Consider the following 16,673-nt stretch of genomic DNA (forward strand, 5'->3'; position numbering starts at 1 on the left):
GATTTCAAAAAAGGTAATAGGTGCTTCACCTATTACCTTTCCTTGTATATCCAGCTTACATGCTTACGCATTATGCAGCTGTAGCAGATCCTTATTCTTCACAAAATAATCAATTCCAGAATAAATAGTGATCAGCGCTGCGGCCCAAATAGCAATATCGTCTACAGGAATACTGACAAATTGAAATGGGAAATTATTCAACAACAGCAGTGAGATCGCAACAATTTGTACAACCGTCTTTATCTTGCCCCATTTGCTGGCGGCAACCACTTTTCCCTCTAGCAATGCAATCTGGCGAAGTCCGGTGACTGCAAACTCACGACTGATGATTACAATAGCAATCCATGAATCGCATCTGCCCAGCTCCACAAGTGAAATCAGAACTGCAGATACCAGCAGTTTGTCCGCAAGTGGATCAAGGAGTTTACCGAGATTGGTGACCATATTATATTTCCTAGCAATGTAGCCGTCTATTCCATCCGTGCTGGCCGCAAGCAAAAAGATTACAGCTGCTACCAAATGATTAACAGATAGCTGAAACGAGCCCCAATGTATCGGTTCTGGATAAAAACTGAAATCCACCAGTAAAAAAAACATCATAATCGGGATCAGGCAAATACGAGCTAGCGTGATGCGGTTGGGCAAATTCACTGAAGTTTTCCTCCCCTAAATCGTTCATACAAATTGCCTAAATCAGGCTAATCCATTTCTACTTAAGCAAGTATATTATAGCAATAAATAGGTGTCAAAAAAACAGAAAGCACCCCGCGTTGTTAGTGCTAATAAGCACTGCGGGGCACAAAATTCTATTTCATGTTCATGAATTGTAGATCCAGCGGCAAATCAGCTTTACGCAAGATCTGAATAATCTGCTGCAAATCGTCGCGGCTCTTACCGGTCACACGAATTTGATCCCCTTGGATTTGGCTCTTCACCTTTAATTTTGAATCACGGATCAGAATATTAATTTTTTTCGCATTCTCCTGATCAATGCCTTGCTTAAGCCCTAAACGTTGACGTACAGATCCCAGGGAAGCCGGTTCTACTTTACCGAAATCCAGATTTTTTAGGGTAATGCCTCTTTTCACCATCTTTGATTGTAAAATATCAATAACAGCGTTGAGCTTATATTCGTCTTCAGAGGCGATTATAAGTGCGTCTTTCTCCAGCTTCAGACTGCTTTTGCTGTTCTTAAAATCAAAGCGGTTGTCGATCTCTTTCTCTGTTTGGTGAATAGCATTCGTTAACTCCTGCATATCCATTTTGGATACAATATCAAATGAACATTCTGAACTCATTAAACTCCACGTCCTTTATACAATTAGTCTGCTACTATTATAAGAGAATGGTACTATTAAGTCTAATTTTGGATAAATCATTATGTAGCTCACCCGACATAGAAAACAGCCCCACTAAGTGGAGCTTTTCCTTCGAGTGAGTTTGGTTCAAAGGGTAGAAACACGTCTCCACCGGAAGTACGCCGTTGGAGACGTTCATTTCTACAGCTTCTATCTGCTTCGGACCGGATTACGAAACATATCCAGAATTCCTAGCACAATATGTGCAATACCGAATCCGAGAATTCCGTATCCCCAAGCACCTGGTGTCAAATAGTATCCGATGAGACTGACAACAACCCCAAGGCCAGCTACAATCCAGCTAACTGTCATAAGATGTACACCTCACTTTGGCTAAAACTGAAAACAGTCTTATGTTCTCCCTAAAGCCAAAGTCTATACATCCTATTTGTTATTCGCCTGTCCCGTCACTTTGGGTACCTTCACTTCCAGAACCGTCGTCAAGATTAAGCAGGAGACGTGAGGACGTCTTCTCATCCGTGATTACTTGACCATTTACGGTAATTTCAGTTGCTGGGGAATACCCAGACTTAATATACATGCCCTCACTACCAAGAACGAAGCTCATAGTTTCTCCTGCTGCAGTATTTCCGAAGGAGAGTTTTTCACCTTTAGAGTTTTCGCCTTTGTAAACTTCAAGCCAGCTTACTCCGGATGCAACAATCTCAACCTTAACTTCGCTTCCGGCAGGAGCTGTAACCTTAAATTTCGTTGTTTTGCCTGACTTCCCATCTGGTGTAACTGTGATCGATTGAGGAGACGGCGTTGGTGTCGGTGTTGGCGTAGGCTCCGTAGTTGGCTCAGTAGTTGCTTCTGCCGAGGAAGTAGGCGCTACTACACCGCCTCCTGATGCGGGTGGAGATGTTTGTGCTGTATTAGGATCCTGCACATTATTGGTGATATTTGTTTGATCAACTTGATCCGGGTCTGCTTTGTTTAAACTAGAAGCATAAATGTAAATCACCACAATAATCAATATAGGGAATGTCCACATCAGCACCGTTGGCAGCCATTTTGCATTCCGTTCGGTTTCGGGTCTACGGCTGCGCTTTTGAATCACCGTCTCCATGGTCGTGTCTGCGGGTGGTGCAGGTACGTTCCCATGCTCCTCGAGCAGTTCGTCAGGACTCATGCCTACTGCTTCTGCATACGTTTTGATAAACGCCCTCACATAAAAACTTCCTGGAAGCACCTTGTAGTCTCCAGACTCGATGGCTTCCAAATACTTTTTGCGAATTTTTGTTACTTCCTGGACATCGTCAAGACTCATCCCTTTTTGCAGACGTGCCTCTTTCAATTGCCGGCCCAGTTCCGACATACCATCACCTCCTGTAAGTTCTATGAATGTAAACTTCCTTAACCAGCTTTATAAAAAAACATGCTCGGAAGTGTATTCTTCATCGTTTGTGTTCTATAAATCATCACTGTAGCTCGTCGTAAATGACTCGTACAAGATTTCTTCCGTTGGATTATTCCGCAGCTCAATAATAATATCAAAGTCATCATAACTATACTCAGATTCGCGTACGAAAATATCTGGATGCTCAATAACCTTTGTGCTTGGCATGCTCATAACATTTTGCAATAAATTATAATGTTTCTCATTAGAGCGGATCGTACTAACTATACCATCAATTATAAATACATTATGTGGGTTCATCTCATCTTCAGCCAATTGACTGCGCACCGTCTGCCGCAATAATGTGGAGGAGACAAATGTCCAGCGTTTCATAGCACAGACACTGCCAGCTATAATGGATTCCGTCTTTCCTACACGGGGCATACCACGAAGTCCTATAACCTGATTCCCATCTTTTTTAAACAGTTCACCGAGAAAATCAACCAATAGACCTAGCTCATCGCGGGTGAAACGAAACGTCTTCCGATCATCCGAATCCCGTTCAATATATCGCCCATGGCGCACAGCCAGCTTGTCCACGAGCCTTGGAGACCGCAGAGCTGAAACTGTAATATTATCAACTTTTTTGAGCATTTCGCCCATCAGCATAATTTTCTCATCATCATTGGTCTCCAGCAACATTCCGCGAGTTTTTCCTTCAACTCCATTAATCGTCAGAATGTTAACTTCCAGCATCCCTAACATTGAAGCGATATCACCAAGCAGACCGGGTCTGTTCTTGTGAATCTTGTATTCCATATACCACTGTTTATATTCCACTTGTACACCTCATAGATTCCTTTTCCCTACCCTTTGCCAATACAGCAAAAAAAGCTGCCCCGGCAAAGCGGTCTTTTACACGGGTCATGTTAATGATATATAAAATAAAAATGAAAGGCAAGGTCAGTCCTGTAATAATTGCAGAAAAGCTCCCACAGGGGGAGCTTTTCCGCAAGCTTAGGCGTTGTCTTTCGCCAACTTGACCATGAGTTTAGCAATCGTTTGCTTTTCTTCATCGTTGCCGACATCCCATAGCTCTTTGATCGCACGGTTTTGAGTGTTTGCTGGATCCACTTTTTCATCAAGGAATTCCCCGATTTCAAAAGCCAGCTTTGAGATTGTGTCTTGACTCATCCCAAGTTTCTCCGCCTGTACAACCCGTTTACCTAGGAATTTCTTCCAGGTGTCAAAATTTTTGATTACGCTATCGTCTTGTGTCATCTTAAATCCTCCTTCATGTTTACGGTCAAACACCTGCATACAGGCTGTAAGCCGCCTTACGAGAGATTAAAAAACAACACTTATAATATGTCTCAGACGATAGATTCTTATGCTGGAGCTTTTCTCCAAGTTAAGCATTACGTAATCCAGCCACCGTTAGGACTAATGATCTGCCCAGTAATATACCCGGATTCAGGCAATGCTAAAAAGTAAATCAGTGAGGAGATCTCGTTCGGTGTAGCCAAACGTCCCGCCGGAATCTCATCCTCCAGCATCCGGACCTCATCCTCCTGTAGGTTAGACAACATATTCGTATTAACCGCTCCTGGAGCTACCGCGTTCACAGTTACGCCAGAAGGTGCTAGTTCCTTAGCTAACGCCTTAGTAAAAGCATTTACTCCGCCTTTACTGGCTGAATAAGCGACCTCGCAAGAGGCTCCCGATATTCCCCACACGGAAGAAACGTTGATGATTCGACCATAACGCTGGGATACCATGTACGGCATAAAAATCTGGCTGCACATAAAGGTACCTTTCAAGTTAATGGCCATAATATCGTCCCATTCCTCTTCACTCACATCAGCCAGCATCCCATAATGAGATTTACCGGCATTGTTGACAAGAATATCCGGCTGCATTCCATTACTTTCAAGCTTCTCCGCCATTCGTACAATCTGACTGCGATCCTTCATATCCGCATTTACAGTCATTACCTTTGCTCCAAGGGCCATACAACGCCGAGCGACATCATTAGCAGCTTCATGTGAGTGCTTGTAGTGAATAACAATATTCATGCCTACAGAGGCAAACCGTTCTGCAATGGCGCCACCGATTCCCCCGCTGCCCCCTGTCACCAGAACTGTCATTTCTCCTAATGGTTTGTTGCTCTCTCCCAAAAGCGCCATTTAAGGACTCACCACTAGTGAAACAACGAGCTGCTCCCAATTTACATGGGCATGTAAACGCTCATTCACTTCAGCTAAAGTAATCGATTCGTAAATAGGCAGAACTTCAAACAGGTCACCACCACGGAATTGGTAACGTGTAAATTCATGTGCGATACTTTCAGGGGAGTTCAGCATGCGCAAATATCCGCCTATTTTCTTTTTCCGTGCCCGCTCGAAGTCCTTCTCAGCAAAGCCAGACTTTAAGATCTGATCCACTTCTTCTTTAATTCGTTTTAGCAGCAAATCCGGGTCCTTGGTATCTCCACCCATAGCTGAAAAAGCATATTGTTCTGAACTATTAAATTCATGGCCAAAGCTGTCTGAGATCAGTTCTTCATCATAGAGCTTTTGGTACAACGCTGTGCTGCTGCCAACCAGCAAATCAAGCATAAGCTTAGTGGCGAGATCACGCTTAAGCGCAGCTTCACCTGTAAGACCATCAACTTTTTCCTTAAATCCAAACATAATCTTAGGCATCGAAACAGCGAGTTTGCTTTCTAAGCGCTTCGTAGCGACTTGTTCCGGCTCCTCTTCAAAAATACGCTTAATCTCACCTTGTTTACCATAAGATTTCCCCTGCTGATTGCTGCGAATCAAGGAGAATACCTTCTCCGGATCCACACCACCCACTACGAACAACAGCATATTGCTGGGATGATAAAAAGAGTTGTAACAAGTGTAGAGTGTTTCTTTCGTAATCGTACTAATCGACTCTATAGTTCCGGCAATATCAATCCGAACCGGATGTTTCGAATACATCGCCTCAATAAGGCCAAAGTACACGCGCCAGTCTGGATTATCTGCATACATATTGATTTCTTGACCAATGATCCCTTTTTCCTTTTCTACATTCTCATCCGTAAAATAAGGTCGTTGCACAAAATCAACGAGTGTACTAAGGTTGGTCTCTATGTTCTCTGTTGCCGAGAAAAGATAAACCGTCTGATCAAAACTTGTAAAGGCGTTAGCTGAAGCTCCATTTGAGGCAAAAGTGGCAAATATATCGCCTTCTGGCTCTTCAAACATTTTGTGCTCCAAAAAGTGAGCTATACCATCAGGAACAGTGGTCTCTTCTCCACCTGCGACATGAAAATGGTTATCTACAGAACCATATTTAGTTGCAAATGTGGCGTAAGTTTTTTTGAATGTTGGTTTTGGCAATACATAAACCTGAAGCCCATTCTCCATCACCTCATGATAAAGGGTCTCTTGAAGTCTGTCGTATTGAATCTGTTCCATCTCTATTCCTCCTTCCCTGTCAAGAAATAAATCGTATCCAGCTGAAAGGTCTCCGCTGCAGCTTTTACTTCCCCTGCACCGATTTGTTCCACCTCTTCTAGCAGCTGATCCGCTGTCCGTTCTTTTCCTGACAACTGGCGGTTGAAGTCGTAAGAGATCATCTCAAAAGCAGAATCCGGAATCTCGGAAAGCTGATTGCGGATCATGGCTTTGGTCTGGCTTAACTCCAGATCACTGATATTGCCAGCTTTCATCTCTTCCAGTTGTTTCTCTATAATTTCAACAGCTTTGTTGTAATTTTGAGTTTCAATACCTGATTGTATCGTTCCAATCCCCTTGTGACCGTCATAGCGTGAAGAAGCATAGTATGCAAGACTGGCCTTTTCCCGTACATTGACGAAGAGTTTGGAGTGTGGATACCCTCCTAATATTCCGTTGTACATAAGTGCGGACGCATATGTATCGTCCTTATACGTAATTGATGTGCGCAGACCCATGTTCAACTTGCCCTGACTGACATCCAGCTTCTCCTCTACCGTCCGTACCTCGCTGACGGATACTGGGACAAACTTGGAGCTATATAAGCCCACCTCCGACTGAATGCGTCCGAAGTGATGCTGCACAAGCTTTTCAACTTCCTCAGTAGTCGTATCTCCCACTACATAGAGATCCAAAATAGCTCCATCCAGCCATGAGTTATAGGATTCGTACAAACTTTTTGGAGTAATCCGATCCAAATCCGCTCTTTGACCCAGTGGATGAAGGCGATAGGGCTCGTTACGGCACATTTCTTCGATACAGCGTTCCGCAGCATAACGAATCTTATCATTTACGATAGATTCCAGCTTCTTGCGCACTGTTTCACGCTCTGTTGCAACATAGGAAGAACGGAAGCTTCCATCCTCCACCAACGGACGGGTCAGGACTTCTCCTAGGAAAGCAAAGGATTGTTCAAGCAAGCTCTCCTGACTCTGCACGAAGGAGTCATTAATGGTGTCCATGCGAAACTGAACAATCTGATAATCGCCTCTTTTATAAATATCAAAACCAAATCCAGCGCCATACAGCTCCTCCAAACGCTCGCGGAATTGAGTAGTCTCTGGATAAGAAGCGGTACCTCTGCGGAGCACAAATGGGGCAAGTGCTGTAGGGGTTACCGTATCCTCATTAAGTGGGACGCCGGCATAAAGTGAGATGGCGTAGGTCTTGAACGCCTTGGTAGGCATCACGTGAATACGCATACCTGCAACGTTGCCATGCTGAAATACATTATTAGTCAAGTCCAAAACTCCTTTACCGCGTGGATAGTTGCTCATTAACATGTTTATGAATTAATAACCATTCTAAACCATTCCAAAGTAAGGAAGCAACCGGATGCCTCTTCCCGGTTGCTCTCTGGATTTACTTCTTTACTTATCTACATACAGAAAATATGCTGGCCGATAGTCTTGACCTGTGGACGAGTCCAAATCCATTTGGAGGTCGCCGTTTTAGGGTTGAAATAATACAAACATCCACCCGAAGGATCCCAGCCATTCAGCGCTTGCTGCACTGCTTTTCGTGCCTGCTCATTTGGTTCCAAATAAATCTGCCCGTCAGCTACAGCTGTAAAAGCCCCCGGCTGAAAAATAACGCCAGACGGCGTATTTGGAAAGCTCGGAGATTTTACCCGGTTCAAGATTACTGCAGCAACAGCAACTTGACCTTCGAAAGGTTCACCTCTCGACTCACCATAGACGGCATTAGCCATGATTTTGAGATCATTTTCTGATAATCCCATCGTATTCCCTGAAGACAGAGACGCTGAATCCGAATTATTGGTTGTATTTGTTTTGTTACCGGTGTTGTTGTTTGCTGTATTATTTCCGGTTGCTGAAGCCGACTCTGTTGGCTTCCAGTTCTTAGTTGCGTTATACAATTTCAGCTTAGTCTTAGCGCCTACGATGCCATCAGACTTCATTCCAAACTTCCATTGAAACCACGTTACTGAATTTTTCGTTTTCGGACCAAACTGACTGTCTATTTTCCCTTCATAAAAGCCCAGATGTTTTAAACGTCCTTGCAACTCATAAACATCCTGACCAGAAGAACCGAGTTTAATCGGAGTCGTGCTGAAGGCAGGCAAGGCCTCTTCTTCAGGATGATTTAGTTCATGGACAAATGACGCAGCAGCACTTTGCTTGGTCTGTAGTATGCCATTACCCTGGAGCAGCATTCCTGCAAACGGCGCGGCAGCAAGTGCAAGGGTTAAAGAAGCAAAGATCCACAACTTATGTTTCTTCATAGGGGTTCGCTCTACCTTTCTTTTGTGAGTTCTGCATGGATGGCTAAAGTTATTATGACGACTGTCAGGACATCCTATGCATTACTAAAAAAGAAGTAATAGCGTTTCATTGTAATTGAGAATAATTATCAACTATAATCGAAATAAGAAAACGTTGGAGTTGATATTAATCATGAATTTAAAGGACCACATTTTATTGTGGAACCACGCATTAATAGAAATTATTGATATACGCCATACTTTTCAACGATCAAGTGATCTGAATTCACATTATCAGCTGCCCTCAAGCGCATTCTTATTGATCATAAACGGCAAGGCCGAAATACTGATTGACGAGGTCCCGCACGAGATCGGCAACTTTCATATCCTTCATGGTGGAAAAGGAATGAACATTCAATTTTTACGCACGGAGGAACTACTGGAGTATTACTTAATTTTATATAAAGCAAACCTTTCACTCGCCTCACGCAACAATCTAAAAGCAATTATGGAACACAATAATCCCTTCAATCTCCAATATGGATTTACGCCTACTAGTCCACTGCCCTTATTTGATAAGATGGAGAACATGTTTACTGATTGGGGCAAAACAGGTCTTTTGGATCGGCTGCATGTTAAAACACTGTTTTATCAATGGATTTATGAGATGCTTAGGCAGCTGCATACGCTGGAAATACAGTTAATCCAACCTGATCCGCTAGATCAAGCAATTCGCTATATGCAGACTTATTATAAGGAAACCTTCTCTCTTGAAAAATTAGCTAAAGCGGTAAACAGCAGCCCTAGAACATTATCCAGATTATTCAGAACACGGCTGCAGACTAGCCCTGCTCAGTACTTAATCAGCATCCGCATGGAAAAATCGAAAATACTGCTCCTGAACACTGAGGCGAGCTTGCATGACATCGCAATTGCAGTAGGTTATCCTGATGGCTATTATCTAGGGAAAATGTTCAAAAAATATTACGGAACCTCCCCTGTCCGATACAAAAATAAATTGATCACCCAACCCAGTTGGCGTGATATGCCATCCCAAGGTGCACAAATTGACATTGCCCGAACACAACCTCTCCGTTATATTGATTATGATAATCATTATCAATATAACGGAGAAGGGGAATTACCAATGTTTAGAAATGCCAAACCATCCTTACTGCTCACCCTGTTATTATGCTTTACCATAGTGTTAAGCGCTTGTTCCACGGGAACCACAAATTCAAATGCGTCAAGCAATGGGACACCAACCCCCTCAGCAGAAACAAGTACAGGAGCAAATACAGACAAAGCTGCTGTCGAAGCACAAACCCGGATAATTTCCACAGTTAAAGGAGACATTGCCGTTCCCACTAGTCCACAAAGAGTCGTAGTTCTTTATTTGCTCGGTGATGTACTGGCTCTAGGCATTAAACCTATAGGTGTATCCGATGTATCCGAGGGTGCTGCATTTGAAGATGAGCTAAAAGATGTGCAAAAGCTTGGCACCTGGTTTGAGGCTAGCCCTGAAGCAATCCTTGCTCTAAATCCTGATCTTATCATCGTGCCGTCAGAGGAAACTTATGAAGCCCTCCACCAAATTGCACCAACAGTGTTAGTTCCGTATGAAAAAATGTCAACAGAAGAACGGGTGTTCTTTATTGGACAAGTCGTAGGCAAAGAAGATCAAGCAAAAGAATTATTTACTGATTTCCATAAAAAAGTTGAAGACAGCAAACAAAAGCTGCAAGAAGCTGGTATTCTGGATCACACAATATCCATCATGGAAGGTGGAAAAGACAACAGTATGGCTGTTGTGGCAAGCAAACAATTCGGACGTGGTTCGCAAATCATTTATGAATATTTAGGCATGAAGGCGCCGGAAATCATTCAACAGAAAATAGATACGGCGACTGGTGCGGATGGCGAATCCGTATCCTTTGAAGTCCTTGGCAAATACAGCGGTGATTATATCTTCCGCTCCTCTTATGATGGTATGGCTGATCTGACCCAAAACCCAATTTGGAACAATATCCCTGCCGTGAAAGAAGGCCGTTTGATGGAAATTGATTTTGGATTAGGTTATTACAGTGATATCTATTCTCTAAATGTGCAACTGGATTATATTGTTGAAGCTTTGCTTGCTGCACCAAGAGTCAAATAAGTACTCAGGATACAAAAAAGAGATGGTCCACTTCATAAAGTGGCCATCTCTTTTACTGTCTACTGAAGGTTTCGACGGGCTTGTCCAGCTTAGGAGCTGATCTTGTTATGCTGATATTGCTCAAGTGACACCAGCACCTCACGCGGCTTGCTGCCCTCGTAAGGACCGATGACTCCACGAGCCTCCATAGAGTCAATCAACCGGGCTGCACGGGTATATCCGACACGCATACGACGCTGTAGCAGAGACACTGAAGCCTGTTTAGCCTCCAGCACAATTTGTACGGCCTGCTCGTATAATTCATCCTGCGGCTCCTGATCCTCTGTGATTGTATCATCCACTTCAGGAACGATGGACTCATCGTATTCGGCTTCACCTTGACTGCTGACATATTGAACAATAGTCTCTACTTCTTGGTCGCTCATAAAAGCTCCCTGTACACGAATAGGTTTAGATGCGCCCATTGGCAAGAACAACATATCACCTCGGCCTAACAGCTTCTCTGCACCGGGCATATCCAAAATGGTACGTGAATCCACATTGGACGATACGCCAAAAGCGATCCGGGATGGAATATTAGCTTTAATTAAACCTGTGATGACATCTACTGAAGGACGTTGTGTAGCGATAATTAAATGAATTCCAGCCGCCCGCGCCATTTGTGCAAGTCGGCAAATTGCATCCTCGACATCATTGGCTGCAACCATCATCAAATCCGCAAGCTCGTCCACAATAACAACGATATACGGGAGAATTGCCGCTGGATTCTCAGCCATTAGCTTATTATAACCTTCCATATTCCGTGTTCCCGATTTGGAGAATAGCTCGTAACGCTTCTCCATTTCCACAACAATCTTCTTCAAAGCAAGACTTGCCCGCTTGGGATCTGTGACAACCGGAGCCAGAAGATGGGGAATTCCGTTATACACATTCAGCTCTACCATCTTAGGATCGACCATGAGGAATTTGACTTCATCAGGTTTAGCTTTGTATAAGATGCTTGTTATAATCCCGTTGATGCAGACAGATTTACCGGAGCCTGTTGCACCGGCCACCAATAAATGGGGCATCTTAGCCAGATTGCCAATAATGGTCTGGCCGGAAATATCACGGCCAAAAGCAATCGATAATCTGGATTCAGCCTCCTGAAAAATCTGTGTTTCCATAACTTCGCGCATGGTAACAATAGACACCTCAGAGTTCGGAACTTCTATCCCAATTGCAGATTTACCCGGAATCGGCGCTTCCATCCGAATATCTTTGGCTGCAAGTGCAAGGGCAATGTCATCCGTCAGATTTACAATACGGCTAACCTTAACCCCAATATCCGGTTGTATCTCATACCTCGTAACCGCTGGGCCTCTTACTACCTCCAGCACCTTAGCCCGTACCCCAAAGCTTTCAAGTGTTGCTTCTAACTTACGGGCTGTCTGCATATAATCATTCTGATCTCCAGCTTTGCCACCATTGTTAGGTTTGGCTAGAAGACGGAACGATGGCAGCTTATATGGCTTCGGTGGAGGTGGTGCTGGAGGAGCAGGAATAATCTCTCCATCTGGAGAAGCACCTAGCAGGCCTTCCAAGTCTATGCTTACATTCTCCTCAGACTCATCCGTAGGCTGCTGCTTAACGGCATTAGGTCCGGCTACAGCAGGTTTAGCTGCTTCACCACGAGCTGCGGGTGAGAATTCACTCCACTCTTCCCGGTCTTCTTCGTTTAACCCTTCTGAACGGATATGTTCAAAGAAGTCACGAATAATAGGCGTCACAGGTTCAATATCCAGATCCGCATCATCAAAATCATGATCGATATCGTCTAATGGAATTACATGACTATCTGGAGTTAATCCCGAAATAATCGGACCGGTTGAAGCACTTGCCACAATTGGACCCTGATCGTCATCCTCAGAATCTGCTTCCACCTGTGAACGCGTGGAGCCTGAGAACCAGCCAGATATTTTTTTCAAAAGGACAGGTTGTTTGCGATTAGGCAAATACCGATCGTCTTCGTCTTCTTCCTCCTCGTCATCATAGACAGGCTGCTTCACCTGCCGAGCCTTAGCTGGAGCAGCGGCTCTAGAAGGTCTAGCCGCTACGGGAACCGCCTTCGGACGGTTTGCAGCATGGAGACGAATCCCCTCCACAAACTTAACCAAGCGCACTCGCAAAAGCGTAAAAATCTCCACATAGGACAAGTTGGTAATTAGCATAAAGCTGATCGCCAGCATGACGATCATAAGCAGCTTAGCGCCCAGACTACCAAAAAGCCATAACAGCGCTGCATACTCCAACCCGCCGATGTACCCTCCGCTTATATCCTTACCCAGCATATAGACATTGCTTTCGTTCGAGCCAGGTGAAAGTGATCCCGAAAGATCATTATGTATTTGTGTCATTACATTGCCAGGATGTAACAAAGACAACGGGCCAAGCTTCTGCTCCATTGCAGATATTGTGCTCATAAGGCACATAGACAATAGAAGCAGAAGCACGCCAGTATGCCTGCTGTTCCACGAGGAAGGCCATCTTCGATGGATCATCACCATAAGTCCATAAAAAATGCCGATAAGCGGCAACACAAAATAAAATCTCCCTAATAAGTAACCCGCCATACTTGAAAGTGAGCGCCCTACGGCTGCTTCACCAGACAGTGCAATGACGGAAATAGTTATTAATAAAATTCCATATATTTCATATTTTAAAACGCTGCCGAGCAGCGCTTTTTTCTTCTTCTTTTTTCGTTTAGCCACGCCAGCCACCCCCGGAACAACATTATACCATATAATGGCGTGGCGTACCTATGTTCTCTTTTGTCAGAAAATGAATCTTTATGTTAATGTAATTATCGAACCTGGAGAGAACGCCGGATCTAGATAACGGTTCAGCGGACAATCCAATAATCTCACAATCCGCGCACGTCCTTCCTCCATCGGTTCAACCTGCATCAGCATGCCCTGCACACTAACTTCTCGGGTTGCGGCATAATTGTTAAATGCCCCCTCCCACACCTGTTCCATTGCAACTACTGTGTACAGTGTCATTGCGTAATCCCTCCTGGAGTCGATGCTGAGAAATCCCCGCCGATCATTCGGTTAAGATGCGCAAGTGCCGCTCCGATCCCGCCGACCTCATCCATCAGACCATATTTAACGGCATCCAAGCCCCCCACAGCCGTCCCGATATCACGATTGAGCTCACCTGTCTTAAACATGAGATCACGGAACTGTTCTTCAGAAATGCGCGAATGGGAAGTCACAAATTTAACGACACGTTCCTGCATTTTCTCCATATACTCGAAAGTTTGCGGCACTCCGATCACTAAACCATTCATTCGGATCGGATGAATCGTCATCGTTGCACTTTCAGCAATAATCGAATAAGTGGAGGAAACTGCAATCGGCACCCCGATGCTGTGCCCGCCTCCAATGACTACGGTTACCGTTGGTTTGGAGAGGGATGCAATCATTTCCGCAATTGCTAATCCCGCTTCTACATCTCCACCTACCGTATTTAAAATGATAAGCAGGCCTTTGATGTTTTTATTCTGCTCAGCTGCCACCAGCTGCGGAATGATATGCTCATACTTTGTTGTTTTGTTCTGTGGAGGCATAACAATATGTCCTTCAATCTGACCAATAATCGTTAAGCAAAAAATATCAGGCTCTCCACTTGGGACTACTGTTTGTCCTAGCTCCTTAATCGCTCCCATTGTAGTGGGCGGCATATTTTCATTAGGATTCGGATTAGTTTCTCCTGGGACAACTTCCTCATTTTTTGCTCCATTTGATCCTTCGATGTAGTTCATCTTCGCAGCTCTCCCTTGTTATATGCAGCTCTAGTCTGCTGTTGCCTTACTAACAATCCTTAGTATGACGTTTCAGGGTGCTGCATTATGCAATTTTCAGCTTATGAACATACAAAAACCCCTTCTCCCGTGGAAACCGTCCAATATTTCCGGGGAAAAGGGGCTCAGCCCTAGCTATATATTCATTGAAGGAGAAACTCTCCTTACACTTCCATGATAATTGGCAAAATCATCGGTCTGCGGCGCGTTTGTTCATATAAGAAACGGCCCAGCGAATCTTTTACGCTTGTTTTAAGGGAAGCCCACTCATTTACTTTTTCACTCATCAGGCGTTGCAATGTACTGGATACAATTCGGTTAGCTTCGTCGAGCAGCCCTTCGGACTCCCGAACATAAACAAAACCACGTGAAATGATGTCAGGTCCAGAAACAATTGCACCATTCTGCTTGCTAAGTGTAACCACGACAACCAAGATACCATCTTGAGACAGCAACTTACGGTCACGCAATACAATGTTACCAACATCGCCTACACCTAGTCCGTCAATCAATACGTTACCAGCTGTTACTTTACCAGCCTTACGAGCGGCACCGCCCTGGATTTCAACAATTTCACCGATTTCAGTGATGAAAATGTTCTGTGGCTCTACGCCAACCGATTCTGCCAGTAAAGCATGTTTGCGCTGCATGCGGTATTCACCGTGGATCGGAATGAAGAATTTCGGTTTCATCAGGTTAAGCATAAGCTTAAGTTCTTCTTGACTACCGTGACCGGATACGTGAACGCCGGAGTTGGAACCGCTGTAAATCACATTAGCACCAAGACGGAACAATTCATCGATAGTACGGCCTACATACTTCTCATTACCTGGCACAGGTGTTGCCGCAATAATAACGGTATCGCCTGGCAGGATATCTACTTTACGATGACTAGAACGTGCCATACGTGTCAATGCAGACATTGGCTCGCCTTGGCTGCCTGTGCAAAGAACAACTACACGATTTGCTGCCATTCTATTCATTTCTTCCGGTTCGATCAGCATTCCGTCAGGTACGTTCAAATATCCAAGCTCTGAAGCGATGGATACAACGTTGACCATACTGCGGCCAATTACCGTAATCTTACGACCCGTAGATTCTGCTGCATTAACCACTTGTTGAATACGGTGCACATTGGAAGCAAAAGTTGCTACAACGACACGTTGCTCAGCCTTGCGGAAAATATCTTCCAGCACAATACCGACATTCTTCTCAGATGGGGTAAAGCCTGGTTTCTCAGCATTCGTACTATCTGACAAAAGAGCAAGTACGCCCTTTTGGCCAATCTCTGCCATCCGATGCAGATTTGCAAATTGACCGTTGACTGGGGTGTGGTCAAATTTGAAATCGCCCGTATGAACAACATTTCCTTCCGGAGTCTCAATGCATACACCCACGGAATCAGGAATACTGTGGTTGGTTCTAAAGAAAGTTACCTTAAGTGAGTTCCCCAATTGAATTTCTGAATCTTCGTTGATCAGAATCCGTTTGGTGTCACCCAGCAGGTTCGCTTCCTTCAATTTGTTCTCTACAAGACCTAAAGTCAATCTTGTTCCATAGACTGGAACATTCAAATTCTTCAGGACATAAGGTAGACCACCGATGTGATCCTCGTGTCCGTGAGTAAGCACAATACCTCTTACCTTGTCACGGTTCTCTGTCAAATACGAGATATCAGGAATTACGATGTCAATACCGAGCATATCCTCTTCCGGAAACTTGAGTCCCGAATCCACGACTACAATGTCAGCTCCGTATTGAATAACATACATGTTTTTCCCGATTTCTCCGACTCCGCCCAATGCGAAAATCGTCAATTTATCGTTGTTGTTTTTTTTGGACAAATGAATCTAACCCTCCTATGATGTTGGACGTCATACTTTTATTGGTAAATATCGAACTTCGATTATTTCAGCGGCGCTGAACACATTTCTTTCAAACAGCCAATAACTTCCAATCGACGAGGAAATTCCTGAAATCTGTAAAATGCGCAATGCGAAAGCTCCCGATTCCGGGCAGTAAAGTTCATATTGAAGCGGACAAACGCCGTCAAAATTCACCGTCGCGCCCCTCGCGCGAAGACATGTCATTTATTTAAACAGACTCATCTTGGGACCTATCCTGTCTCACAATGTATTACATTGACGGAAGATTACCGCATATTTAATTTTAACCGCACCCAGTCACTTAAGATCATTATACATGATTTTTTTGGCAAAAGACAAGTCATCCGCCTCGTATCCA

The 16,673-nt window shown here is 44.2% G+C and carries 15 protein-coding genes; 1 reads left to right on the forward strand and 14 read right to left on the reverse strand.

What is annotated here, in order from left to right:
* Positions 1 to 63 precede the first annotated feature (63 nt).
* From pgsA to sleB, 10 genes are all read right to left on the reverse strand, one after another.
* Positions 64 to 651 carry a CDP-diacylglycerol--glycerol-3-phosphate 3-phosphatidyltransferase gene (gene pgsA, locus NSQ91_RS19170; RefSeq protein ID WP_036688397.1) on the reverse strand — a complete coding sequence of 196 codons (588 nt, stop codon included), beginning with the start codon at positions 649 to 651 and terminating at the stop codon, positions 64 to 66.
* A 155-nt stretch (positions 652 to 806) separates the two neighbouring features.
* A complete protein-coding gene (locus NSQ91_RS19175) occupies positions 807 to 1,298 on the reverse strand; it encodes a YajQ family cyclic di-GMP-binding protein (protein ID WP_076127877.1) in 492 nt (163 codons plus the stop codon).
* Positions 1,299 to 1,508: 210 nt separating this feature from the next.
* The gene (locus tag NSQ91_RS19180; RefSeq protein ID WP_169744781.1) at positions 1,509 to 1,670 is read right to left on the reverse strand and encodes a hypothetical protein; all 162 of its coding nucleotides are present in this window, start codon (positions 1,668 to 1,670) and stop codon (positions 1,509 to 1,511) included.
* 79 nt (positions 1,671 to 1,749) lie between these two features.
* Positions 1,750 to 2,676 (reverse strand): helix-turn-helix domain-containing protein, encoded by a 927-nt coding sequence (locus tag NSQ91_RS19185; protein ID WP_076127875.1) that lies wholly within the window; start codon positions 2,674 to 2,676, stop codon positions 1,750 to 1,752.
* Positions 2,677 to 2,769: 93 nt separating this feature from the next.
* Positions 2,770 to 3,537: a DUF3388 domain-containing protein gene (locus NSQ91_RS19190; RefSeq protein ID WP_036688406.1), complete on the reverse strand. Its 768-nt coding sequence runs from the start codon at positions 3,535 to 3,537 to the stop codon at positions 2,770 to 2,772.
* A gap of 177 nt (positions 3,538 to 3,714) precedes the next feature.
* Complete coding sequence (locus tag NSQ91_RS19195) at positions 3,715 to 3,978, reverse strand: DUF3243 domain-containing protein (RefSeq protein WP_036688409.1); 264 nt, start codon at positions 3,976 to 3,978, stop codon at positions 3,715 to 3,717.
* A gap of 137 nt (positions 3,979 to 4,115) precedes the next feature.
* A complete protein-coding gene (ymfI, locus tag NSQ91_RS19200; protein ID WP_036688412.1) occupies positions 4,116 to 4,883 on the reverse strand; it encodes an elongation factor P 5-aminopentanone reductase in 768 nt (255 codons plus the stop codon).
* Positions 4,884 to 6,164 (reverse strand): EF-P 5-aminopentanol modification-associated protein YfmH, encoded by a 1,281-nt coding sequence (yfmH, locus tag NSQ91_RS19205; RefSeq protein ID WP_340919426.1) that lies wholly within the window; start codon positions 6,162 to 6,164, stop codon positions 4,884 to 4,886. It lies immediately after the preceding gene.
* 2 nt (positions 6,165 to 6,166) lie between these two features.
* The gene (gene yfmF, locus NSQ91_RS19210; RefSeq protein WP_254848801.1) at positions 6,167 to 7,405 is read right to left on the reverse strand and encodes an EF-P 5-aminopentanol modification-associated protein YfmF; all 1,239 of its coding nucleotides are present in this window, start codon (positions 7,403 to 7,405) and stop codon (positions 6,167 to 6,169) included.
* A gap of 176 nt (positions 7,406 to 7,581) precedes the next feature.
* Positions 7,582 to 8,448: a spore cortex-lytic enzyme gene (gene sleB, locus NSQ91_RS19215; protein ID WP_076127869.1), complete on the reverse strand. Its 867-nt coding sequence runs from the start codon at positions 8,446 to 8,448 to the stop codon at positions 7,582 to 7,584.
* A gap of 172 nt (positions 8,449 to 8,620) precedes the next feature.
* Here sleB and NSQ91_RS19220 point away from each other — a divergent pair, with 172 nt between their 5' ends.
* Positions 8,621 to 10,585: an AraC family transcriptional regulator gene (locus tag NSQ91_RS19220; protein WP_076304470.1), complete on the forward strand. Its 1,965-nt coding sequence runs from the start codon at positions 8,621 to 8,623 to the stop codon at positions 10,583 to 10,585.
* Positions 10,586 to 10,674: 89 nt separating this feature from the next.
* Here NSQ91_RS19220 and NSQ91_RS19225 read toward each other — a convergent pair whose 3' ends face one another.
* From NSQ91_RS19225 to NSQ91_RS19240, 4 genes are all read right to left on the reverse strand, one after another.
* Entirely contained in the window at positions 10,675 to 13,335 is a 2,661-nt protein-coding gene (locus NSQ91_RS19225; RefSeq protein ID WP_076179908.1) for an FtsK/SpoIIIE family DNA translocase, read from the reverse strand.
* 78 nt (positions 13,336 to 13,413) lie between these two features.
* On the reverse strand, positions 13,414 to 13,626 hold the full coding sequence (locus tag NSQ91_RS19230; RefSeq protein WP_076127863.1) for a YlzJ-like family protein: 213 nt from the start codon (positions 13,624 to 13,626) through the stop codon (positions 13,414 to 13,416).
* Positions 13,623 to 14,390 (reverse strand): ClpP family protease, encoded by a 768-nt coding sequence (locus NSQ91_RS19235; RefSeq protein WP_076136428.1) that lies wholly within the window; start codon positions 14,388 to 14,390, stop codon positions 13,623 to 13,625. The genes NSQ91_RS19230 and NSQ91_RS19235 overlap by 4 nt, the downstream gene beginning before the upstream one ends.
* 203 nt (positions 14,391 to 14,593) lie before the next feature.
* Entirely contained in the window at positions 14,594 to 16,273 is a 1,680-nt protein-coding gene (locus NSQ91_RS19240) for a ribonuclease J (RefSeq protein WP_076127859.1), read from the reverse strand.
* Between the last annotated feature and the right edge of the window lie 400 nt (positions 16,274 to 16,673).

The organism is Paenibacillus sp. FSL R7-0048 (assembly GCF_038004505.1).
Classification (GTDB): domain Bacteria; phylum Bacillota; class Bacilli; order Paenibacillales; family Paenibacillaceae; genus Paenibacillus_AQ; species Paenibacillus_AQ odorifer.